Below are 20,421 nucleotides of genomic sequence, written 5' to 3'. Positions count from 1 at the left end.
TGGCCTCCGTTGCAGTTTCATCAGTTCATGATGCACTCGAAAATGGTACGGGAAGCGCTCAAGATCGCGCAGCTATCAAGCGCCGAGTTGGCGAAGGTGGTAATAGTTTGTCGCAACGCCAACGCGAAGGGGCTGTCGGATTTTCGCTCGATCAAGTTGTCTTCATGGGTGCCGAGCCGCCCGAGGACAAGAAGCTTCAAGACTGCGGCGTTGTGTTCAGGGCGCCACTGCTGGCGCATGGGCGCGCCAGCCGAGAACGTAGAGCCGCATCCCCGGCATCGGTCTCTCGGCGCGCCCGCATGGACTCATCTTTACACGTGATGTCAAGATGAGGTCCAACCATCAACCAGGCACAGACTCTGCATGCAGCCTGAGCTTGAGCGCCCGGATCACCTTCATCACCGTGGAGAACTCCGGATTGCCTTCGGCAGACAACGCCTGGTAAAGCCCTTCGCGTGAAATGCCGGTATCTCGTGCGAGTTGGCTCATGCCCCGGGCGCGGGCAATCGTGCCCAGCGCAACGCGGATGAGGCTGCCATCGCCGGGGTCGTCCTCGATGCAGGCATCCAGGTAGGCGGCCATCTCTTCATCAGACTTCAGGTAGTCCGCCGTGTCGTAGCGCGTGAATGTCTCAGCCATCGTTCAGTCCTTCCAGTCCTTGGCCATTCCAATCGCCCGTTCGATGTCCGCGTCCTGCGTGCGCTTGTCACCGCCAGCGAGCAGCACGACGATCACCGGCCCACGCCGCATGAAGTACACGCGGTAGCCCGGCCCATCGTCGATCCGGAGTTCAGACACACCGTCTCGCAACGGCTTGGCGTCCCCCGGATTCCCGAGCGCCAGACGTTCAAGACGGGCCTGGCACGTGCGCGAGCTTGTCGGTCTTTGAGGCCGCTCAGTCAGCGCTGGAAAGCCTGACTCTGGATCAGTTCCACCATGGCCTGCATTCTGACCTCGCTGGGTTGGTCTGTCAACCATGATTCACAGCGGTGCCGCGCGGGAGGCCGGGACCTGATGCAACACCCCACCGAGTCCAGATGAAGTCGCTCGGCGCGAGCTCATCACACGGAGGCTGTGTTGCATCAGAACGATCAGTTCATCGAACAGTTCCTGGCGTTCGCCAGACTGCAGGGGGTCAACATCGACCCCGAGCGGCTGGAAGCCGACGGGCGCATTCATCGCGCCGACGTCGGTGACATGCCATCAGGCAAGAACGACGCAGGCTACCTGTTGCGGCCTGACGGCACCGGCTGGATCACCAACTTCAAGGCCGACGGCAAGCCGGTCCAGTTCAGACCCGAACTGGCGCGCGATCTGACGCCGGAAGAACTGGCGCGGGTCGAAGTGCAGCGCGAGGCATGGCGCAGGCAGCAGGCCGAACGCCAGGCGATTGCCGTTGAGGAGGCGCTCCAGCGATGGGAGGACTCCCGCGAGCCCAAGGCCTTTCCCTACCTCCAGGCACCGAAGCTCGACCCGGCCGGACTGCGCCAAGGCAGGGCACAGCTGCTGGTGCCGATGATGGCAATCGACGCGGGCGGCGAACTGGGCTGGGTCGGCATGCAGCGCATCACGTGGGCGGAGCCGGGTCAGTCGGCCGACAAGCGATTCATCTCCGGCACGCCGACCAAAGGCGCGTTCGCCGTGATCCCAATCGTCGGCGCCGATGTCGAAGCACCCCTGCGCGCCTATGAGGCGGCCTGCAAGGCCGATCAAGTGGTGTTCTGCGAGGGCATCGGCACCGCACTGGCCATCCATCAAGCCACCGGACTTCCGGTGATCGCGGCCATGTCGGCGCAGAACCTGCGGGACGTGGCCCGCAGCCTGCACGACAAGCTTCAAGGACGCGCCGTCGTCTACGCCGACAACGACGGCGAGAAGGCCCAGTTCAAGGGGCAAGCCTTTGGCGTGCGCGCTGCCCGCATTCTGGGCGGCGCACGGACGCGCATCGCCCTCCCCGAAAAGCCGGGTGGCATCACACCTCCCGGTTACGACGCCCGCGACCAGCTGCGCGACAGCGGATCCGAGGCCATACGCAACACGATGGCCGCGACGCTGGATGCCTGGCAGCTGGAGCGGCGCCTGCCGCCGGAAGTCGTCAACCGCAACAAGCCCGGCTTGGTCAGGCAACAGGTGCCTCAGCAAAACGCCGCGCGACCGCCGGTCTCTCTCACCCCCCACCAGGAGCAACCCATGAATGACAAAACGCTTGCAGATCTCGACGCGCAGATCAAAGACGCCACCAAGCTGCATAACGACTTGGCCAAATCGACCGACGCAACGCCGGAGGCGAAAAAGGCGGCGCGTGACCAGATCGCCACACTGAAAAAAGAGCGCGAACAGGTCCGCCGCGCGGCGGAACCCGTCGCGCGAGGCCAGGGGCGGGCCGCCGCTGCCCAAGACGACGCGGGGCCAGCGCCGACAAGCACCGAAGCGCAGGCGCCCGAGACGTCAGAACCGGGTGAGCAAAAGGAGCAAGCGGTGCGCCCCGCCATGCCCGACTGGCGGGGCGACCTGAGCGAAGACCAGGTCGCGCAACTGGCCGCGCTCTACGAGGAGCATGGCATCGCGCTGTACCAGAACGAGGGGCAGGAATTCGCACCTGACGAGAGCCCGGAGAAGTGGTGCGTCACCGTGGATTCCGGCCGATTTGCGCCGGACTTGGAAAAACGGATCCTCGCAATCAAGCCGACGGACACGATCGACGACGCAGACATGCAAGTCCGGGCCGTCCTGGCCGGTCAGGAAAAAGCGGCTGGCCAGGAAACCCTGGCTCACGCGAGCACGTTCGATGCGCTCAATCAGGCGGCGGCAGAGGTCGAGGTGCAGCCTGTCGACGCACAGAGCGCCGCACAAGATCGGCACGGGCAGCCTGATGGCCAAGGACAGGCCGAAACCCCGGAGGAGCGCCTTCTGCGCGAGTACGCCACGCTGGCAGACCCAGTGCGCGCGCAGCGGGCCAAGGCGCAGTATGACCTCGAGGCCAGGCATCGGGAGCAGCGCGAGGCGCTGTTTGGTTCGCTGGACCAACTGCGCGCCGACAAGATGCGCGAGTTCAGCGGCATGGCCGAAGAACACCAGCGCTCCCTCATCGTGATCGAGGTGGCCAAGGCCGTCGAAGCGATGCAAAAGCAACAGGTGTCGGAGCGCAAAGGCTTGCAGTCCGAGCTTCCCGAAGTGCCCAGCTACAGAAACTTTCTGGAGGATCGCGCCAAGACCGATCCCGTGGCGGCGCGAATGCTGGACGACGATCGGTCGCGCGCTCCGATCCCGGAGGCAGTCAAGGGCAAGCGGGTTGCCCCCGTTGAGCCTGCGGTGCTGGAAGGGCTCACGCATGAGATCGAGGACGGCCCTGCCGGCAAGGCCATCCACTACGCCCGTGACGGCGAGCGCGTGATGTCCGACCGCGGTGAGCGCGTCGATCTCTACAAGATGGACGATCGCTAGATTGAGGCGGCCTTGCGTCTGGCCGAACAGAAGTACGACATGGACAAGGGGCTGGTGTTGACGGGCAGCCGTGAATTCCAGCAGCGTGCGACGGAAGTCGCAGGCCGCATGGGCCTGAAGATCCAGAACGACGATCTGCGCAAGGCCTGGGACCAGGGACGGTTGACGGCGCTGCAAGCCGATGAAGCCGACCACGCGCTCGCCGCCACCATGATGAACGGTCCGGCCGAACGGCTGGGCAGCATCGCCCGGCCGCCCATTTCGAAGTCATCGCGAGCGCAGGTGGATCAGATTGTCACAGCGACCTATGCAGTCGACAAGGACTTCCTGGCGGCCGAATCCGTCCTGTCGCGCCTCCCGCCACAGGGCTGGGACGCCTTGAGGCTGCGGGGCAGGGGCATCCCTTGACCCCTGAGCAAAAGGCTTGGCTCGCAGATCCGGTCCAGCCTGTTCTCGTCGATGAGCACGACAAGCTGACCGAGCTTGGCCAGCTGGCCTACGACCGGCTGCAATCGCGGTCCGAGGAGGAGCGCGAAATGCTGCAGCAGCAGCTTCGCACCCGGAACATCGACGAGGAGATGGAAAAGCGCGAGCGCGAGAAAGCCCTCGAGCAACAGACCACAGAACACAGGGAGGAGGTCGCCATGGCGCGTGATGCAGCCGAAGGGTTGCAACGCGCCGATGACCGCCATGCCGACTCTGCTGAACCTCAACAGGAAGTCGAGGAGCAGCAGATCAAGGCGTCTGAGCTGGCCCTTTCAAGCCGTAGTCGTCCCCGTCTTCGCGATATGGGTCGCGGGATGTGAACCAGGAGAACCACGATGCAAACCCAACCCTTGATTCCCGATGCCATGGAGTCCGACGTCTTCGTCGAGATCCAGGCTGCCAGTCGCGACCACGCCGAACGTGAGTTTGGCGCGGTCTTCGATCAACCTGAAGACGAGGTCCAACATGGCTGATGAACTGGAGCAGCAAGCAGCGGCGGACCAGGCCGCCCAGGAGTCCGAGGCTCTGACCGGAGTGGGCGGGGCACGGGAGCAGGCCCCGTCGCTGCCCGCCGAAAAGAAGCAGCGTGATCTGCGCCAGGAAATCACCGACCGCATGGTCCAGTCCCTGGAGCGTGGCGAAATCCCATGGGAACGCCCCTGGGAAAACCTGGAACATGGCCTGTCTCGAAACATGGCCACCGGCAACGCCTACAAGGGCGGCAACCGCTTGCTTTTGCAACTGGTCCAGATGGATCAGGGTTATGCCGATCCGCGTTTTGGCACGGTCAAGCAGATCAACGATCTGGGAGGCCGGGTGAAAAAGGGCGAGAAAGGTCACCCGATCGAACTCTGGAAGGATCAGCCGTTCTGGGAGCGCCGCGACGTCGAGATCAGCCTCAACAGCATGCGCGTCAAGGTGTTTGACGAAGGCAAGGGTGTGGTGCAGGTGGGCATGCCCACGGACAAGGTGTCCACCCTGGATGTCAAGGCTGCTGATTTGACGGTGCGTCACAAGGGGCGGGAATTGGCCTGGAGTGCAGCCCACAGGCAGCTCGATTCCGTCGTGGGGCGTGTTTACACGGTGTTCAACGCCGAGCAGTGCACAGGCCTGAAGATTGAGCCGCTGAAGACACCGGACAACAAGATCCCGGTCGTCGACCGTGCCGAGCAGGTGATGCAGGCCATGCGCGGCGACGGCTTGACCTTTGCCACCCATCCGACCCTGGCCTTCTACTCGCCCAAGCGCGACGAAGTCTCCCTGCCGCCGCGCGAGTCCTTCAAGTCGGTCGAGGGGTACTACGGCACGGCGTTGCATGAGATCGGCCATGCAACGGGTGCCCAGCAGCGCCTGAACCGTGAAGGCATCACGGGCGGCCACCGCCTCGGCTCCGAGGCGTATGCCAAGGAAGAGCTGCGCGCCGAGCTGTTCAGCACCTTCATGGCGGCCGAGACCGGCATCCCCCATGACGAGGAGCAGCACAAAGCCTATGTGCAGTCCTGGGCCAAGGTGCTCAAGCAGGACAAAAACGAAATCTTCCGGGCGGCAGCTGAGGCCGGAAAGGCCGTGGACTACGTCCTGGCCAAGGAGCGCGATTTGCAGATCGCCCCTACGCCAAGGACTTCTCGGATGCCATGGAGACGGCGCAAGCCAAGGAGCCGCACGAAATGACTTTCGGCGAATTCTCTGACGCAGTGCGCGCAGAGAAATTGGGGCCGAACCATGGCCGCCAGTGGGAAGTGTCGATCGGCAAAGCGTCACTCGGCTTCGCGGACGGCCCGACAGCCGAAGGCGCGCTGCGCCAAGCGCACCAGCGCGAGGTCAACAACGCGCTGTACGACAACCAGCCAGGAGCCTTCAGGCCGCAGGACGACCCGCCCAAGACCATGCCACCGTCACATGTCCTGGCTGAATACCCGGACTTGCAGACGAAGTTTGCAGAGGTCATTGTCCAGAGCCCGCCTGCTGGAGCGAAGCCGATCTCCAATGTGCAGGCACAGGTCGATGCGCCGGCCGTCACCGGAGACAGTGCGCTCAGTCGATCCTTGTTCTGGCGCAAAGTCAGCAACGTCGAGGATCTCTGCGATGGCTTGGTGACGCTGCCTGGCGCCAGGCTGCAACCAGCCGTCAGGGTCCGTGTCGTGGAGGACAAGAAACTGTCGTCTTCGGATTACGACAAGTTCACCGCCGACTTCTTCGCCTCCCAGCCCTGGCTGGACGGCAAGGGCGGCATCGACGAGGACGGTACGCGCCACGTCATCCAAGTCACCGCTCAGGATCGGCAGACCCTGCATATCGATCCGCAGGGGCATGACTACGCCCGGTATGTCGGCATTCCTGAGGCGGACGTGCAGCGCGTGATGGGCAGCCGGTCATTGGTTGTGGCGGAGGTGAAGCCCACTCAAACGCTTCAACCGGCTTCGGCAGCCCGTGCCGAGAACTCACAGTCGGCAGTTGACTCCCGAGGTCAAGATCCCGTGCAAGGACAGGACGGCAGGCGCGAAATCCAGGAGCAGGTTGTTGAGAAATCGACGAAGGCGCCCCAGCGCCAATCAACGCGCCGGTTCGCAGGCCGGGGCCGCTAACGCCCGACGCGCCCAGCGGCAGGTGGCGCAAGCAACAGCCGCAGCGTGCAACCGGATTTCCTCCCCGCCCACGGCGGGTTTCCTTGGCCGGGGTGCACGCCGTCTGGCCCACGTCACGGGCCACCTTCGATCTGAGGAACGAACACCATGACTTCACCGACAAACGGCCTGTATCACATCCCCAAGGCCCAGAAAGACATCACGCGCTTTGTCTTCGTGGGCCTTGGCCTGTTCGCCATGACCGTGTTGCTGTCCTGTTGGGCGGCGACCGAGTACGCCGCCTGGGCGCTGGGTTTTGTGGCGGCGCTGGGCAAGCCCTTGACGCCCTTTGTCTACTTCCCTTTCGACGTGCTGGTCTGGACCTGGAAGTTCAACAGCCCGGATTACGGCATGGCGGTGATGACGATTTTTGAGCGCGCCCACATCATCATGGGCGTCGGCGGCTTCTTCTCTCTTGTGCTGCCGGTCGCCTTGGCCTTCCGGCGCACGCGCAAAGCCGAAAGCGAACGCAATGATCTCCACGGCTCAGCCCACTGAGCACTGCCCGGCGAGGTGCTGGAGGCCGGCATTCTGCCGACCGACAAGAACAAGGGCGGGGTGTTGTTCGGGGCCTGGGAGCACAGGGGCAAGGTGCAGTACCTGCGCCACAAGGGGCCCGAACACATGATGGTGTTCGCCCCGACCCGATCCGGCAAGGGCGTGGGGATCGTGATCCCGACCCTGCTGTCCTGGGATGAATCGGTGCTGGTGCTCGACATCAAGGGCGAGAACTGGGCGCTGACCAGTGGTTTTCGCCACAGGATTCTCGGCCAGAGAACCCTCAAATTCGACCCGACGAGCACCGACTCTGCACGGTTCAATCCCCTGCAGGAGATCCGCATCGACGGAAATTTGGTCAAGGACGTGCAGAACATCGCGACGATGATCGTCGATCCCAATGGCGAGGGCCTGAAGGATCACTGGGCCAAGACCGGTTTCGACCTCATGACAGGCGTTGTGCTGTTCGTGCTGCTGTGCGAGCCGCCGCAGGGCGAAAGCAAGGTCGACCGGTGCATCGCGACCGTGCTGGGCATTCTCTCGGATGGCGGCATTTTCCGGAAGGAGGCCGAAAGCAAGGCCCAGGCGCAGGCCCAGAGCGAAGGCGGCAAAGACGGCGACGTCGTCGAAGGCGCCCGGGCGGTGATTGGCTACATCCGGGACATCGCGCACGCGATGCTCGAGAAGGGCAGGCTGGCCGAGAAGCAGGAAGAGCACGACGCCCGCCACGCGGGTTGGATGGCCGTTGCCCAGGCCATGCAAAGCTGGCTGAACAAGCCCGACAACGAGGCTGGCAGCGTGCTGTCCACGGCGCTGTCCTTCCTGTCGCTGTACCGCGACCCGATCGTGGCCGAAAACACCCGGGTCTCGGATTTCTCACTGGAGAGTCTGATGGGAGGAAAGAATCCCGATGGCCAGGCCGTGGCCCCGAAGACATCCCTTTACCTGGTCGTCCCGCCCAGCGACAAGGATCGTCTCAAGCCACTGCTGCGCCTGGTCATCAGCCAGGTGGTGCGCAGGCTGACCGAGGGGATGGATTTCGAGATGGGGGGCATGGGCAAGAGCCGCTTCCCCCACAAGCTCCTGCTGCTGATCGACGAATTCCCCAGCCTGGGCAAGCTGGAGATCTTCCAGGAAGCCCTGGCCTTCATTGCGGGCTACGGCCTGAAGGCGCTGCTGATCGTGCAGGATCTGACGCAGCTGAACGCCGCCTATGGCAAGGACGAGTCGATCGTCAGCAACTGCCACATCCGCGTGGCCTATGCACCCAACAAGGTCGAGACGGCCAAGCTGCTGTCCGAGATGGCGGGCCAGGCGACGGTCACCCACACACAGCGCCAGTATTCGGGCAATCGGCTGGCCGTGGTGCTGCAGAACGTCAACACCAACGAGCAGATCGTGCAGCGGCCGCTGTTGACCGCCGACGAATGCATGCGACTGCCGCCGGAGGATGAGCTCGTGTTCGTCGCCGGCTTCGCACCGGTGTACTGCCAGAAGATCAAGTATTACCAGGATCCGGCACTGGCCGAGCGCATCAAGTTCGACCCCAGGAAAGTGCCAACCGGGAGAGGGCTATGACACGTCCCCGCTTCCGGCTGGAGCCCATCGTGGATCTGGTCAGCGACGAGACCCTGGGGTTCGAGCTGCTGGCAGGCGCTGATCGGTGCCCGGACTGGTCCGATGGTGATTGGCGGACGTGGTACGCCCACATGGCCGATCTCTTTCGCGCCCACATCCCGGCATCCGTCCGCGTGTTCGTCAACGTGGATGCTCACCAGGCGCTCGAGCCCGCCATCATCGAAGGTCTGCTGGCCATCCCGGGCCGGGGTCGGCTGGTGGTGGAGTGGACCGAGCACATCCGCCCTGGGCTGCGCGCCGCGGACTTTTGCGAAGCATCAGCGTGCGCCTTTGCGCGGCTGAAGCAAGCGGGCTTTGCGCTGGCGATTGACGACGTCGGTTCGGGCTATGACGGCATCGGCCGCGCTCTGCGGGTTCAGCCTACGTTTGCCAAGCTCGATATGTCGCTGACCCACCTTGCCAGGCGCGCCGATCCGCGCTTCCTGCGGGATCTTCATGACCTCTTCGAAGGTATCGGCACACGCGTCATCGCTGAAGGCATCGAATCGCCCGGCGACCTGGAACGGGTGCGCGCTGCTGGCATTCGCTATGGCCAGGGGTACTACTTCACGCGTGGGATGGAACGCGCTGCGACAACCGATGCGCTCGATGTTTCATGATCTTTTCCGTCCGATCCTGCTTGGGGGCACATTGAGCATTGGGAGCATCGACCAACGCGAGCATGCTTGCGAGCTGCCGGTGACGGGAAGAGGGTGGATGCTTCAGGTCGCGCTGCGGGAATCAGGGCTGGAGCTCATTGAGCGTCACGCCCAATGCAGCAGCGAGGGCTTTGAGGGTTTTGGCCACTCCGATCCGCTTGCCCGTCTTGATCTGGCTGAGATAGGCCTTGCTGATGCCGGCCTTCTCGGCCAAAGCGTCTTGGGTGAGTCCGCGGTATTCGCGCCAAGCCTTCACAGGATGGGTACCGTCCAGGATGGCATGAGCAACCGCGCCCGGCACTCGAAACCCATCGTCGGCAGCTTTCACGGCATCGAACAGGGCAACGTCGTCCAGGCTCTCGGCGGCACGCATGAGTTGCGCAAACAACTCCATCGGAACCACGGCGTATTCCCGCTTCCCGTTGCGTTCGATGAATTGAATCGTGCTCATGGGTATGCACCTCCTCGTGGGGCAACCGCCAGGATCATCACCACCAGGCGGTCGTCATGAATCTCGTCGATCACGCACCGCACCAGTGGACAGAGGGAGGATGATTCAGGCCGGCTTGTGTGATTTCAGCCAATCTTGCAACGCAGCGTCCATGCGCGTTTGCCAGCCCGGGCCGGAATCTTTGAATCGATCGACGACATCGGGAGACAGTCGAATCGTCACGCGCTGCTTAGTCGGCGCGCGCTGCGGGCCGCGCAGTTTGCGCTGCAACGAGTCTGGCAGGCCCGAAAACGGTACAGCACGTTTGAAATCCCCGCTTGTCCACTCCGGGTTGTCCTCATCGATCAATTCAGGGTTGGGTCGCTTGTTCATAGCGCAGTACCTCACGTCGGTTTGCCTTGCGAAAACTGATGACTCGCACCCCAACTGGTGTTTGCGTAAACACCAGTGCATGCAGGCGGTCATGAAGCTGACCCAGCGCCCTCCATCGCACTTCGCCGTACTCGCGTCGCGTATCGATCACGAACGTCGCAGTCGAGAAATCAAAGTCCACGACGCTGTCGAACGACAGGCCGCGCTCACGGAGATTTTTGACGTTTTTGGCCGGGTCGTCATCAATTTCCACAGTCGGATTGTACGCACAAAATGAGCGTTCCATTCGCCATTGAGCGCGCTCTTCAAGGCGCCCGTGCCCGTCGTCTGCGTTGGGATCGCCTCGTCATCCCGCTGACGCTTCTTGGCGCTTCGCTCATCACCACAAAGGTGTTGTGGTGGTCAGGCTGGCGGATCAACCTCACCGAGAGCGAGCCGCTCGGCTTCTACCGGCTCCACCCACTTCAGGATGACGAAACTCCCTCGCGGGGCACAAAGGTCGAATTCTGCCCACCGGCGTGGGTGACGCCACGCGCTTTCCCGTTCTACCTGGCCGGCGATTGCCCGGGCGGTGGCATGCCGATGTTGAAAACCGTGGCCGCCATACCGGGTGACCACGTCGTGGTGAACCTGCGCGGAGTCTGGATCAACGGCCGTGAGTTACCCAGCAGCGGCCAGTTGCTCCGGTCGGGTAAATATTCCTGGCTGCAGTTGCCTCACGAAGTTGGCAATTTCACCTTGGGGCCGGGTCAGTACTGGGTCTACGGCAGCGGCGCAACGCCGGCGCTAGCCGCACAAAGCTTTGACAGTCGCTACTGGGGACCGATCACCATCGCCGAGATCCGGCGAGTCGCCGGATAGTGCTGCTTCAGCGCGTGTGCGTCTTCACCCATTCACGCATGGCTTCATTCACGCGCGTCTGCCAGCCTTTACCTGTGCCTTTCAGTGCGTCGAGCACGTCAGCATCGAAGCGAATCGTGGTTGGAATCTTGGGACTGGCCAGCCTGGGCCGACCCATTCGTCGCACGTGTGCGAACTCCGCATCCGTGACTTCGTGGGTGTCTGGGTCAGCCGCAATTCCTGCATTGATCGCTGCGTCTTCTTCGGGCGTGGGCACGATCAGGACGCGGCCACCCCTAGTTTTGATCGTTTGCTGCATAGAGCTTGACCTCTCTCAAATTAGCCTTGCGCAGGCTGATGATGCGGCGGCCATCGGCGCGATCTGTGAACACCACACAAAACAGTCGCCCGGTTGCATCCGGAACAAACCCAATCATGCGCAACTCGCCGTACTCGCGCCTGGAGTCCAGCTTGGCGAGAAGGCCGCCCCAGTCCATCCGTTTTGCCAAAGACAGCGACAACCCATGTTTGGCTTGGTTGGCTCGGTCCTTGTCTGGGTCGAACGTGATACGCATGCTACTTATTGTATTAACAAATTCTCTTCGTCGCACTGCGACGACCATCGTCGCCCCCTCCTGCAACCCGACGCGCAATCCAGGCATGCGCGCTGGATCGCGCATGCCATCCCTCTCGAAAGGATCTCCCGATGAAACTGATTTTCAAGAAACTCCAAGCTGCTGCCGCGCGCCGCACGGCCTTGGCAGGCGCTGTGTTCCTGGCCACGATGGCCGATGCCTTCGCTTCCGGTGCGGGCGGCCTGCCGTGGGACGGTGCCATCGCAACCTTGCAAAACGATCTGACCGGGCCGGTGGCCACCGGCATCAGTGTGATCGCCTTCCTCGCGGCCGGCGCGTCTCTAGTGTTCGGCGAAGAGCTCGGCGGGATCGCCAAGAAGGCGCTGTACGTCGTCCTGGGCCTGACGGGCGCGATGGTGGCGTGAGCGCATGCATTCGACCTCCCGCCCGCCGCCACCTCTTCCTGCCCACGGAGCCGACGCGCCGGATCTACCGGAAATCCTGATGAGCGTTGTGCAGGTCCTGATGGACCAAGGGTGGGCGGCCTCCAAAATCTCCGACGACCTCAGGCAGACCGCGACGGTCGTCGAGCTGATGCACAAGACACGCGGAGTCCCGCAATGATCCAAGACGACGACAAGGTTCCCATTCACGAAGCGCTCAACAGGCCGATCCTCATGCTCGGCGGGGAGCGCAACCTGGTGTTGATGCTGCTCATCGTTGCCGGGGTTTTCATCTTCTCCCTCGCCAAGCTCTGGGCAGCGGCGGTCGGCATCGCGATCTGGGTGATCGGCCAGTGGGCCTTGACGCGTGCCGCCCGCTACGACGACCAGCTTTCCAAGACCGGTCCGCGCTCGCTCAAGTACCGGCGCTTCTACCCGGCGCAGGCGACGCCGTTCGCCAGGCAACGGGAGATCCAGTGATGCTGGCCCTCAAGGAATTTCGCACGGCGGCCTACGGGCTGCCCGACCTGCTGTCCTGGGCGGCCCTGGTCGACAACGGCATTGTGCTGACCAAGAACGGCGGCTTCATGGCCGCATGGGATTACCGCGGGCCGGATCTTGATTCCGCCACCCCGGAGGAGCTCCGCGCCATGGCAGCGCGCATCAACGCCGCGCTGAAGCTTGGCGACGGCTGGGTGATTCACTGCGATGCCGTGCGGGGGCCCGCGCCAGGCTATGCCCGCCAGGGCGCATTCCCCGACCGCACGACCCGGCTGATCGATGACATGCGGCGTGCTTCCCACGAAGGCGTCTACGTGGGCTACGCCAGCCGCTATGTGCTGAGCGTGACCTGGTTCCCGATGCCTGACGCCGCCAGCAAGACCGCCGACCTGTTCGTCGACGGCCGCGTCAAAGCGACCGCAAGCCGGAACCTCGAGCGGTTCAAGGAGCAAATCCGTGAGCTCGAGGGCAGGCTGTCAAGCCTGCTGCATATCCGACGCCTGACCGATGTGGCGGACGAACGCACCGGAGCGGTGACCAGCGCCCTGCTGGCGCATCTCGAACAGTGCGTCAGCATGGCGCCGACGTCTCGGCCGATGGTCATGGCCGAGGTGCCGATGTACCTCGATGCAATCCTGGGCGCCCACGATTTCGCCACAGGATTCGTGCCGCGCGTGGGTAACCGCCATCTAGCATGCATCGGGCTGACCGGGCTGCCATCCCACAGCTTCCCCGGCATTCTGGACTTCCTGTCCCGCCTGCCGGTGTCCTACCGCTGGAGCAACCGCTTCATCTATCTCGATCCCGGTCAGGCCGAGAAGGTGCTGAACAAGTACCGCGGCAAATGGGCGCAGAAGCGCAAAAGCATGATGAATCTGATGCGGGAGAACGCCGGAGGCCAGGCGACTCACGTCAATGCCGACGCGGATCGCATGGCTGGCGACGCCGTGCAGGCGATGGCCGAGGCCTCCAGCGGCATGGTGCTCTATGGCTACTACACAAGCGTCCTCGTGCTCGCCCACGAGGATGCCGCCTTGCTCGACGAGACGGTCCGGGAAGTCGCCAAGCTGATCGAGAACCACGGCTTCGGCGCCCGCATCGAGGACGTGAACGCTGTCGAGGCCTATCTTGGCACGCTGCCGGGGAACACCGCAGCCAATGTGCGCCGGCCGCTGATCCACACCTTGAACCTGGCCCATCTGCTGCCATTCACTGCCGTCTGGGCCGGTCTGGAAAAAAATCCCTGCCCGTTCTACCCGACGGGCAGTCCGCCACTGCTGTACGCCAAGACGGACGGCTCGACGCCATTCCGGCTCAGTCTGCATGCGAACGACCTGGGGCACACCGTCATTCTCGGACCGACGGGCAGTGGCAAATCGACCCTGCTGTCCACTCTCGTGGCGCAACAGTTCCGCTATCCGAACGCCCAGGTCTTTGCGTTCGACAAGGGCTATTCCATGTTGCCCTTGTGCTGGGCAGCGGGTGGCCAGCACTACGACATCGCCGGCGAGCATGGCGACCTGGCGTTCTGCCCGCTTGGACGGGTCCATGAGCCCAGCGAGCAGGTGTGGGCTGCCAAATGGCTGGAGCAACTCTGCGAACTGCAGGGTGTGACCATTCTTCCGCACCACCGGCAGGAAATCTTCCGCGCTGTGGTGCAGCTCGGCGCGTCGACCGATCAGATGAGCCAGCGCACCATGACCAATGTGCTGGTGCTGCTGCAGGATCAGACCTTGCGCGAGGCCCTGCAGGCCTACACCCTGCGCGGCATCGCCGGAACCCTGCTGGACGCCGAAACCGATGCCCTGGCCGAAGACCCGTTCCAGGTCTTCGAGATGGAACACCTGATGAACAAGGGCGACAAGCTGGTGTTGCCGGTGCTCACCTATCTGTTTCACCGCATCGAGCAGCGCTTCAAGGGCCAGCCCACGTTGCTCGTGCTGGACGAGGCCTGGATCATGCTCAGTCACCCCGCGTTCAAGGCCAAGATCCGCGAATGGCTGAAAGTCTTGCGCAAGGCGAACGTGGCGGTCGTGTTCGCCACGCAGTCGCTGACCGACCTGATCCGATCGGAAATCGCCGACGTGATCGTCGAGTCCTGCCCCACCAAGATCATGCTGCCCAACCCCGAGGCGCAGACGGAGAACATCCGGCCCCTCTATGAGGGCATCGGCTTGAACCGCCGGCAGATCGAAATCCTGGCGATGGCCACGCCCAAGCGGCAGTACTACGCCATGCATCCCGACGGCCGCCGACTGTTCGCGCTCGGCCTGTCCGGCCCGGAGCTGGCTTTCGTCGGCGCGTCGGGCAAGGAAGACATTCTCTGCATCCGCGAATTGAAGGATCAGCTGGGCGATGCGTGGCCCGCCCAATGGTTGCGCGAACGCGGCCAGGGCAGGGCTGCGGAACTCTGGGAGTCGTACTGATGAACACCAAGAAGCATGTCCTGGCCGTCATCCTCGCGGCCGCAGTCGGCACGGCCAGCGCGCAAACTACATCGGCCCCCGATCCGCAGTCGACGATGAGCGCTGCAGCGACGCAGAACACGACGAGCACCTACGACGCGAGCGTGGCCTACGACGACCAGCAGGCATACCAGGCCGCCGCCAACACGGCGCAGGACATTTCCAATCAGGATGCTGCCAACTCAGGTGGCGGAGCGCTTGGCGGTGATGTCTGGCAGCAGGCCGCCGATCAGGCCCAGAGCGTTGCCAACGACAACCAGGCGCAGGCTGACCATCAGATTCCTGTGCAGCAGCAGGATCAGGCCTCCGAGGCCAGCGCCTACGGCACGGAAGTCAATGCGGCACCTACGGTGGCGCAGTCCAACAGTCAGTCTGCCCGGGCGTCCGCTTCGTCCGGCGCCGCAAGTTCGCTGAATGGGATCAGCGCACAGACTGGGGTTCAGACCGGGCAGGTCACTCCGCGTGACGACACGAGCTATCTCGCAGCGGGTGCCGCAACGCAGGCGCTGATGAACAACCTGTCGACGACAGGTTTCGAGGCGAACAAGACGGCCGTGCAGGACGCGCAGAACGCCGCGTCCTGTGGGAACCCTTACTGCGCCGCTGCCTGGTGGGCCGCCAACGCAGTCGAGCAGAACATGGCCAACTCGGCCTACGCCGGTAACGTCGCCGCGGCCCCTGTCCTTGGGGGCGCTTTGAATGCGGCCGCCGCTGCATCCGCGATCGCGAGCGCGGCAGACTCCCTGCAGCAGATCCAGTCCATGACGGGTGTGCAGCAGGGGCAAACCGCCGGTGCCACCAGCACCCAGGATGCCTTGCAGCAGACCACGGCACAGACCGGCGTCCAGACCGGGCAATCGGCCACGGCGGCCAATACCGACACGGCCTACACCAGCGCCGCCGGCGCGCAGCAGACCTCACTGAATGCCGCCAGCCAGCAGAACGAGAACAGCGCCGTGACCGCAGCGCAGGCCTGGCAGACCGGGCTGTCGGCACAGTATTCCGAGAACGCGGCCAACACCATCAGCCAGTACGACACCAGCATGGCCGGGAAAACGGGCGACCCGACATGGACGCAGGCCGCAGCCATTACACAGCAGTCCGCCGATCAGCAGCAGTCGATTTATGACGCGCAGCAGGCGGTCCAGACGTCGGCGACGACTGACGGAAGCGCGACGTACAGCGCCGCGACCGCAGCTGCACCTGCTATTGGCAACAGCCTCAACACCGCAGCCAGCACTGCTGCGACGACGGATGCGTCGAGCACCTTGCAGCAGATCGGCGCGGCCACCGGCGTGCCGCAGAACGGACAGTAACCAGAGATCACCATGAAGAAACGCACCCTCACCCTGGCTGCACTCGCGGCCCTCATCACGATGCCTGCTCACGCCACGGGCATGATCGCCGGGGCCACGTTCCCCGAGCAGATCGTGCAGGAACTGACGCTGGTCGAGCAATACGCCACGCAGGCGCAACAGCTCCAGGCGCAGTTCCAGACGGTCTACAACCAGGCAGGCGCGCAACCTGCAGAACATGCCGCAGCAGCTCTGGACCAATGCGGCGGCCCCGCTTCAGCAACTGGTCCAGCTTGTCGGCAATGCCCAGGGCCTGAGCTACGCGTCGCAAAACACGGTTGCCGCAATCCAGCAACAGTACGGAGCGCCGAGTGCGCCGCTGTCCAACTACGCCAACAACCTCCAGCAGTGGACCAGCAATCTGAACAGTCAGGTCGCTGGGACCCTGCAACAGTATGGGCTGCACGCCGCCGACTTCCAGACCACCCAGTCCGCCCTGCAGGCGATCCAGGATCAGAGCCAGTCGGCGTCAGGTCGCATGCAGGTCCTGCAGGCCGGCAACCAGATTTCCGGGTTGATGGTCAACCAGATGCAAAGCCTGCAGTCGGACATTCAGGCCGGCAACCAGGTCCTGCTGAACTACATCACGACCCGGCAAAACGGCGTGCAGCATTCTCTGAACAACGAGGATCAGCTGCTGGGCAATCCGACACCCCAGGTCTATTGAAGGGCCCATGATGAATCCGCGCCCCACTGCCCGATGGTCTTTGCTCCTGTTCACGCTGCTGCTTGCGCCCGTCATCGCGCACGCGGCGACGCCGCCGGCGATTTCCGCCTCAGGTCCAGGTTTCCTCACCAATCTGCAAAACCAGTTTCAGGGAGCGACGACCGGCTGGATGACCCAGGCGCTGACGCTGGCCAAGGGCCTTTTTGTCGGTCTGGCGGGCCTGGACATCGCCTGGACGGGCATCAACTGGTTGCTCAAGAAGAACGACCTCAGCGACTTCATCGCTGCTTTTGTCCTCAAGATGTTGTCGCTGGCATTTTTCTACATGCTGCTGGCGGAGGCGCCGACGTGGATCCCGATGATCATCAACAGCTTCAAGAGCGCAGGAAGCTCGGTAGGGGCGGCGTCGCCTGCCTCGGCATCCCCGGCCCTGGATCCATCGACCGTGTTTGGCCAGGGGTTCCGGATTTCCAATGCCATGTGGACGGCGGAAGGGAAGGTGAGTTCGTTTTTTCACCCATTCGATTCGGTCGCCTACCTGCTGGGGACAGCCCTTGCATCCATCATGGTGATGGCTGCCTACGCGCTCCTGGCCGTGCAGATCCTGATCACCAACGTCGAGAGCTACATCATCATCGGCGGCGAGGCCTTGCTGCTGGGCTTCAACGGGAGCAAGTGGACGCAGCCTTTTGCGGAAAAGTATTTCGGCTACGCCTTCAGCATTGGCATCAAGCTCTTTGTCTTGTATCTCATCACCGGACTCGGCCAGTCTCTGGCTGATGGCTGGATCACGATCTTGAATGGGTACGCAGCAAACCCAGGCACCTTCGCCCTGCAAGCGCCCATCGCCATCGGCGTGTCCTCGCTGGTCTACGGTGCCATGGGCGTCACAGTGCCCGGCATCGCCAGCAGCATGCTCAATGGCTCACCCAGCATGAGTTTGGGCAACACGATGGGAGCCGCGGCTGGCGTTGCCGGCGGTGTGGCGGGCGCAGGCGCTGCGGCAGTTGCGGGCTATGCCGGGGCTGTGGGCGCTGCGCAGGGCGGATTGAACAAGCTGGCCGGGCTTGTGGGCGCGGGGTCTGGTGGTTCGGGCGCCGCTGCTGGCGGGATTGGTGGAACCGACAAGCTCGCGTCGCTCGGGGCCATGACCGGCGCTAGCGGCGGGACACCAGGCAGCATCGGTGGATCGAAACCAGGCGCGGGTCCGATGGGCGGCCCCAGCCCGGCTTCGGCGCGGTTCAAACAGGATGGACAAGGCGGACCCGGTGCGGGCGCATCGACGGCTTCGCCTGGTGCCGGCCCGACAGCCCCGGCAACCGGCGGCGTGGACACGCTGGGTGCACCGAACCTGCCGGCTGGAGCGGGAGCCGGTGCTGCCGAGCGGAAAGCAGACGCCAAGGAAGACGACGGCAAATCTCCATGGAACGTGATGAAAGACGGGCTCGGGCGAGCTGCAGGGACCAAGGACGACATCGCACGCCACGAAGGTGGTGGCGGTGGGATCCAGATTCGCCTCGGTCATTCGGAGTGAGGCATGGCGAGAAATGTGCTGCGGGACGAACTGGTTGATGACATGCGAGAGCGCGTCGCGCATGCCTGGCGTCATGATCCTCTGGCGCTGTGGGTCGGGCTCATCAAGCTGGTTAACGCCGTGTCCTTCGCTGTCCTGATCCAGAACCCGGTGGGGTCGAAGCTGGGCCTGTGGTTCGTTTCCTGTGTCGTCAGCCTGGCTGTGGCTGCAGTCATCGAGAAGGCTAGGATGGCACGGCAAGCACCACCGGCTGAGGCTGGAAATGAGATACCTATTCGGTGACGAACGCTGGCGGCAAAGTTCGCCATGATCTGCCTGCGAAGATGGAGCCGGTCGGCGACTGATGAAGGAGATCGGAGATTTTGGCGACAGACAGAAAAGAGCCCTTGACCAAGCACACTTGGCAGTTCGCACCGAAGTTCCGCCGTGGCGCATTCGGTTGGCGGTCCGATCTGCCGATCCAGTGCGTCAAGGAAGCGGTCTCCGAGATCAAGGCGATGGCCCGCAAGGATCCTGTCCTGGCGGCGGAAGGGGCCGTGGTCCTGCTGGAAAAACTCTCACCTGCATTGGAGCAGGTGGACAGTTCTTCGGGGGCGATCGGCGCGGCGGTGAACAAGGCCATCGACACCCTGGTGCCGATCATCGCTGCGGCATCGGTGGATGCCGGTGTGCGGCAGCGCTGGCTGCAGCGTCTATGGGCGGCCGTGGAGAACGACGGCATGTCCTGCATCGAAGCCCTGGGTGAATTCTGGGGTGATCTGTGCGCAACGCCCGAGATCGCCGTGGCCTGGGCGGATGAATTTCTGCCGGGTCTGGAGTCGGCCTGGGGATCGCGTCAAGGCGAACGCCGGTACTACGGCGGCACGTCGACCTGTCTGGCTTGCCTGTACGCGGCAGGGCGCTACGAGCAACTTCTGGCGCTCCTCGAGAAAGCACCGTTCAAGTGGTGGCGCGACCGGCGTTGGGGTGTGAAGGCGCTGGTCGCCATGGGCAAGCGGGCCGAGGCGTTGCGCTATGCCGAGGGGTCACGTGGACTCAATGACCCTGTCTGGCAGATCGCTCAAGCGTGCGAAACGATCTTGCTGGATTCGGGCCTCGCGGAAGAGGCCTACAAGCGCTTTGCGCTCGAGGCGAATCAAGGCACCACCTATCTGGCGACGTTTCGCGCGATCGCCAAGAAGTACCCCGAAATTCCGAAGGAGACGATCCTGCGCGATCTCGTTGCCAGCACGCCAGGCAACGAGGGCAAGTGGTTTGCAGCGGCCAAGGACGCGGGGGTTTTCGAGGTGGCGGCCGAGTTGGCCAGGCACCGGTCGGCCGACCCGCGCACACTGACGCGTGCCGCCCGTGATTATGCTGAGCAGCAGCCTGGGTTCGCGCTCACCGTCGGTCTGGCGGCATTGCACTGGATGGCGCTCGGGTACGGCTACGACATCACGGGGGGCGATGTGCTCGACGCCTACATGGCGGTGTTGCAGGCTGCGCCGGCGGCAGGTGTCGCGGTCGAGCAGGTGCAAGCTCAAATCCGTGATCTGATCGCAGGGTCACATCCAGGAAGCACGCTGTTCGAGACAATGCTTGGGCAGCGTGTGGGCAAATGATTTGGGAAAATTTGGCGTCCAGATTTTGGTCTGGTCGGCCAGAAACATCATGGACAGCCCCTGGAACCGGAGATGAGACTCGACCAAGCGTTGGGCGGTCAGCGCGAAAGTCACCGTACAGATTGAGTGGCCGGTGCTCGGCGAGGCTGTGTGAAAACGCGTCGACGTCGGCTAGGATCGAGTCATCGTTGTTGGCGTCGATGGTGGCCACATGAAGCGATTCATCGAAGGCGAGGACAGGGCCCAGGTCACGCTGCTTCCCGAGTGCCTGGATGACTACATCGCCGAG

General features: G+C 63.6%; 26 protein-coding genes and 1 pseudogene. 19 read left to right on the top strand and 8 right to left on the bottom strand.

Translation table 11 applies throughout. From position 1 onward, the window contains the following. Positions 1 to 20 precede the first annotated feature (20 nt). The 3 genes and pseudogenes from ACYCUK_RS16375 to ACYCUK_RS16365 form a co-directional block, all read right to left on the bottom strand. Positions 21 to 239: a hypothetical protein gene (locus ACYCUK_RS16375; protein ID WP_461595757.1), complete on the bottom strand. Its 219-nt coding sequence runs from the start codon at positions 237 to 239 to the stop codon at positions 21 to 23. A gap of 103 nt (positions 240 to 342) precedes the next feature. After that, a complete protein-coding gene (locus tag ACYCUK_RS16370) occupies positions 343 to 639 on the bottom strand; it encodes an addiction module antidote protein (protein ID WP_461595756.1) in 297 nt (98 codons plus the stop codon). Between the two features lie 3 nt (positions 640 to 642). Continuing rightward, a pseudogene (locus ACYCUK_RS16365) lies at positions 643 to 899 on the bottom strand (type II toxin-antitoxin system RelE/ParE family toxin). A gap of 178 nt (positions 900 to 1,077) precedes the next feature. Here ACYCUK_RS16365 and ACYCUK_RS16360 point away from each other — a divergent pair. From ACYCUK_RS16360 to ACYCUK_RS16320, 9 genes are all read left to right on the top strand, one after another. Then, entirely contained in the window at positions 1,078 to 3,444 is a 2,367-nt protein-coding gene (locus ACYCUK_RS16360) for a toprim domain-containing protein (protein ID WP_461595755.1), read from the top strand. Between the two features lie 12 nt (positions 3,445 to 3,456). Continuing rightward, positions 3,457 to 3,852, top strand: coding sequence for an LPD7 domain-containing protein (locus tag ACYCUK_RS16355; protein WP_461595754.1), 396 nt, complete (start codon positions 3,457 to 3,459; stop codon positions 3,850 to 3,852). Continuing rightward, positions 3,849 to 4,250 carry a hypothetical protein gene (locus ACYCUK_RS16350; RefSeq protein WP_461595753.1) on the top strand — a complete coding sequence of 134 codons (402 nt, stop codon included), beginning with the start codon at positions 3,849 to 3,851 and terminating at the stop codon, positions 4,248 to 4,250. The genes ACYCUK_RS16355 and ACYCUK_RS16350 overlap by 4 nt, the downstream gene beginning before the upstream one ends. Positions 4,251 to 4,265: 15 nt before the next feature. Then, complete coding sequence (locus tag ACYCUK_RS16345) at positions 4,266 to 4,403, top strand: hypothetical protein (RefSeq protein ID WP_156054990.1); 138 nt, start codon at positions 4,266 to 4,268, stop codon at positions 4,401 to 4,403. Then, positions 4,396 to 5,601: an ArdC family protein gene (locus tag ACYCUK_RS16340; RefSeq protein WP_461595752.1), complete on the top strand. Its 1,206-nt coding sequence runs from the start codon at positions 4,396 to 4,398 to the stop codon at positions 5,599 to 5,601. The genes ACYCUK_RS16345 and ACYCUK_RS16340 overlap by 8 nt, the downstream gene beginning before the upstream one ends. Continuing rightward, positions 5,598 to 6,515, top strand: a complete 918-nt coding sequence (locus tag ACYCUK_RS16335) for a hypothetical protein (RefSeq protein ID WP_461595751.1) — start codon at positions 5,598 to 5,600, stop codon at positions 6,513 to 6,515. The genes ACYCUK_RS16340 and ACYCUK_RS16335 overlap by 4 nt, the downstream gene beginning before the upstream one ends. 147 nt (positions 6,516 to 6,662) lie before the next feature. Continuing rightward, the gene (locus tag ACYCUK_RS16330; protein WP_461595750.1) at positions 6,663 to 7,052 is read left to right on the top strand and encodes a hypothetical protein; all 390 of its coding nucleotides are present in this window, start codon (positions 6,663 to 6,665) and stop codon (positions 7,050 to 7,052) included. Between the two features lie 15 nt (positions 7,053 to 7,067). Then, entirely contained in the window at positions 7,068 to 8,630 is a 1,563-nt protein-coding gene (locus ACYCUK_RS16325; protein ID WP_461595749.1) for a type IV secretory system conjugative DNA transfer family protein, read from the top strand. A 29-nt stretch (positions 8,631 to 8,659) separates the two neighbouring features. After that, positions 8,660 to 9,289: an EAL domain-containing protein gene (locus ACYCUK_RS16320; protein ID WP_461595748.1), complete on the top strand. Its 630-nt coding sequence runs from the start codon at positions 8,660 to 8,662 to the stop codon at positions 9,287 to 9,289. A gap of 121 nt (positions 9,290 to 9,410) precedes the next feature. Here the strand turns inward: ACYCUK_RS16320 and ACYCUK_RS16315 are convergent, their stop codons facing one another. The 3 genes from ACYCUK_RS16315 to ACYCUK_RS16305 all read right to left on the bottom strand — a co-directional run bounded on the left by ACYCUK_RS16315 (position 9,411) and on the right by ACYCUK_RS16305 (position 10,404). After that, a complete protein-coding gene (locus ACYCUK_RS16315; protein WP_461595747.1) occupies positions 9,411 to 9,779 on the bottom strand; it encodes a helix-turn-helix domain-containing protein in 369 nt (122 codons plus the stop codon). Positions 9,780 to 9,884: 105 nt separating this feature from the next. Next, on the bottom strand, positions 9,885 to 10,151 hold the full coding sequence (locus ACYCUK_RS16310; RefSeq protein WP_461595746.1) for a BrnA antitoxin family protein: 267 nt from the start codon (positions 10,149 to 10,151) through the stop codon (positions 9,885 to 9,887). Next, entirely contained in the window at positions 10,129 to 10,404 is a 276-nt protein-coding gene (locus tag ACYCUK_RS16305) for a BrnT family toxin (protein WP_461595745.1), read from the bottom strand. Before ACYCUK_RS16305 ends, ACYCUK_RS16310 begins: the two co-directional genes overlap by 23 nt. 20 nt (positions 10,405 to 10,424) lie before the next feature. Here ACYCUK_RS16305 and ACYCUK_RS16300 point away from each other — a divergent pair, with 20 nt between their 5' ends. Beyond that, complete coding sequence (locus tag ACYCUK_RS16300; protein ID WP_461595744.1) at positions 10,425 to 11,012, top strand: S26 family signal peptidase; 588 nt, start codon at positions 10,425 to 10,427, stop codon at positions 11,010 to 11,012. A gap of 7 nt (positions 11,013 to 11,019) precedes the next feature. Here the strand turns inward: ACYCUK_RS16300 and ACYCUK_RS16295 are convergent, their stop codons facing one another. Together ACYCUK_RS16295 and ACYCUK_RS16290 are read right to left on the bottom strand one after the other, a co-directional pair. Next, the gene (locus tag ACYCUK_RS16295; RefSeq protein ID WP_461595743.1) at positions 11,020 to 11,310 is read right to left on the bottom strand and encodes a BrnA antitoxin family protein; all 291 of its coding nucleotides are present in this window, start codon (positions 11,308 to 11,310) and stop codon (positions 11,020 to 11,022) included. Further along, positions 11,288 to 11,566: a BrnT family toxin gene (locus tag ACYCUK_RS16290; RefSeq protein ID WP_461595742.1), complete on the bottom strand. Its 279-nt coding sequence runs from the start codon at positions 11,564 to 11,566 to the stop codon at positions 11,288 to 11,290. The genes ACYCUK_RS16295 and ACYCUK_RS16290 overlap by 23 nt, the downstream gene beginning before the upstream one ends. A 131-nt stretch (positions 11,567 to 11,697) precedes the next feature. On the opposite strand from ACYCUK_RS16290, the gene ACYCUK_RS16285 reads away from it, so the two are divergent. The 9 genes from ACYCUK_RS16285 (at position 11,698) to ACYCUK_RS16245 (ending at position 20,132) form a co-directional block, all read left to right on the top strand. After that, on the top strand, positions 11,698 to 11,991 hold the full coding sequence (locus tag ACYCUK_RS16285; RefSeq protein WP_461595741.1) for a TrbC/VirB2 family type IV secretion system protein: 294 nt from the start codon (positions 11,698 to 11,700) through the stop codon (positions 11,989 to 11,991). 4 nt (positions 11,992 to 11,995) lie between these two features. After that, on the top strand, positions 11,996 to 12,190 hold the full coding sequence (locus ACYCUK_RS16280) for a hypothetical protein (protein WP_461595740.1): 195 nt from the start codon (positions 11,996 to 11,998) through the stop codon (positions 12,188 to 12,190). Continuing rightward, positions 12,187 to 12,489, top strand: a complete 303-nt coding sequence (gene trbD / locus ACYCUK_RS16275; protein WP_461595739.1) for a conjugal transfer protein TrbD — start codon at positions 12,187 to 12,189, stop codon at positions 12,487 to 12,489. Before ACYCUK_RS16280 ends, trbD begins: the two co-directional genes overlap by 4 nt. Next, positions 12,489 to 14,936 (top strand): VirB4 family type IV secretion/conjugal transfer ATPase, encoded by a 2,448-nt coding sequence (locus ACYCUK_RS16270; RefSeq protein WP_461595738.1) that lies wholly within the window; start codon positions 12,489 to 12,491, stop codon positions 14,934 to 14,936. The genes trbD and ACYCUK_RS16270 overlap by 1 nt, the downstream gene beginning before the upstream one ends. Beyond that, positions 14,936 to 16,291 carry a hypothetical protein gene (locus ACYCUK_RS16265; protein ID WP_461595737.1) on the top strand — a complete coding sequence of 452 codons (1,356 nt, stop codon included), beginning with the start codon at positions 14,936 to 14,938 and terminating at the stop codon, positions 16,289 to 16,291. Before ACYCUK_RS16270 ends, ACYCUK_RS16265 begins: the two co-directional genes overlap by 1 nt. A gap of 217 nt (positions 16,292 to 16,508) precedes the next feature. Continuing rightward, positions 16,509 to 16,997, top strand: coding sequence for a hypothetical protein (locus ACYCUK_RS16260; RefSeq protein WP_461595736.1), 489 nt, complete (start codon positions 16,509 to 16,511; stop codon positions 16,995 to 16,997). Between the two features lie 10 nt (positions 16,998 to 17,007). Next, entirely contained in the window at positions 17,008 to 18,531 is a 1,524-nt protein-coding gene (gene trbL, locus ACYCUK_RS16255; RefSeq protein WP_461595735.1) for a P-type conjugative transfer protein TrbL, read from the top strand. Positions 18,532 to 18,534: 3 nt separating this feature from the next. Further along, the gene (locus tag ACYCUK_RS16250; protein ID WP_461595734.1) at positions 18,535 to 18,813 is read left to right on the top strand and encodes a hypothetical protein; all 279 of its coding nucleotides are present in this window, start codon (positions 18,535 to 18,537) and stop codon (positions 18,811 to 18,813) included. 104 nt (positions 18,814 to 18,917) lie between these two features. Then, positions 18,918 to 20,132 carry a hypothetical protein gene (locus tag ACYCUK_RS16245; protein ID WP_461595733.1) on the top strand — a complete coding sequence of 405 codons (1,215 nt, stop codon included), beginning with the start codon at positions 18,918 to 18,920 and terminating at the stop codon, positions 20,130 to 20,132. Positions 20,133 to 20,421 lie beyond the last annotated feature (289 nt).

The organism is Thiomonas sp. (assembly GCF_054608695.1).
Note: the sequence above shows the minus strand (reverse complement) of the source record. Positions and strands in the feature narration are given on the sequence as shown.

Excerpts from the sequence above, each read along its gene's own strand:
- ACYCUK_RS16280 (WP_461595740.1), top strand. The coding sequence starts at position 11,996 with ATGCATTCGACCTCCCGCCCGCCGCCACCTCTTCCTGCCCACGGAGCC.
- ACYCUK_RS16250 (WP_461595734.1), top strand. The coding sequence starts at position 18,535 with ATGGCGAGAAATGTGCTGCGGGACGAACTGGTTGATGACATGCGAGAG.
- ACYCUK_RS16300 (WP_461595744.1), top strand. The coding sequence starts at position 10,425 with ATGAGCGTTCCATTCGCCATTGAGCGCGCTCTTCAAGGCGCCCGTGCC.
- ACYCUK_RS16285 (WP_461595741.1), top strand. The coding sequence starts at position 11,698 with ATGAAACTGATTTTCAAGAAACTCCAAGCTGCTGCCGCGCGCCGCACG.
- ACYCUK_RS16335 (WP_461595751.1), top strand. The coding sequence starts at position 5,598 with ATGACTTTCGGCGAATTCTCTGACGCAGTGCGCGCAGAGAAATTGGGG.
- ACYCUK_RS16345 (WP_156054990.1), top strand. The coding sequence starts at position 4,266 with ATGCAAACCCAACCCTTGATTCCCGATGCCATGGAGTCCGACGTCTTC.
- ACYCUK_RS16290 (WP_461595742.1), bottom strand. The coding sequence starts at position 11,566 with ATGCGTATCACGTTCGACCCAGACAAGGACCGAGCCAACCAAGCCAAA.
- ACYCUK_RS16370 (WP_461595756.1), bottom strand. The coding sequence starts at position 639 with ATGGCTGAGACATTCACGCGCTACGACACGGCGGACTACCTGAAGTCT.
- ACYCUK_RS16265 (WP_461595737.1), top strand. The coding sequence starts at position 14,936 with ATGAACACCAAGAAGCATGTCCTGGCCGTCATCCTCGCGGCCGCAGTC.
- trbL (WP_461595735.1), top strand. The coding sequence starts at position 17,008 with ATGAATCCGCGCCCCACTGCCCGATGGTCTTTGCTCCTGTTCACGCTG.
- ACYCUK_RS16310 (WP_461595746.1), bottom strand. The coding sequence starts at position 10,151 with ATGAACAAGCGACCCAACCCTGAATTGATCGATGAGGACAACCCGGAG.
- ACYCUK_RS16315 (WP_461595747.1), bottom strand. The coding sequence starts at position 9,779 with ATGAGCACGATTCAATTCATCGAACGCAACGGGAAGCGGGAATACGCC.
- ACYCUK_RS16340 (WP_461595752.1), top strand. The coding sequence starts at position 4,396 with ATGGCTGATGAACTGGAGCAGCAAGCAGCGGCGGACCAGGCCGCCCAG.
- ACYCUK_RS16260 (WP_461595736.1), top strand. The coding sequence starts at position 16,509 with ATGCCGCAGCAGCTCTGGACCAATGCGGCGGCCCCGCTTCAGCAACTG.
- trbD (WP_461595739.1), top strand. The coding sequence starts at position 12,187 with ATGATCCAAGACGACGACAAGGTTCCCATTCACGAAGCGCTCAACAGG.
- ACYCUK_RS16270 (WP_461595738.1), top strand. The coding sequence starts at position 12,489 with ATGCTGGCCCTCAAGGAATTTCGCACGGCGGCCTACGGGCTGCCCGAC.
- ACYCUK_RS16330 (WP_461595750.1), top strand. The coding sequence starts at position 6,663 with ATGACTTCACCGACAAACGGCCTGTATCACATCCCCAAGGCCCAGAAA.
- ACYCUK_RS16375 (WP_461595757.1), bottom strand. The coding sequence starts at position 239 with ATGCGCCAGCAGTGGCGCCCTGAACACAACGCCGCAGTCTTGAAGCTT.
- ACYCUK_RS16295 (WP_461595743.1), bottom strand. The coding sequence starts at position 11,310 with ATGCAGCAAACGATCAAAACTAGGGGTGGCCGCGTCCTGATCGTGCCC.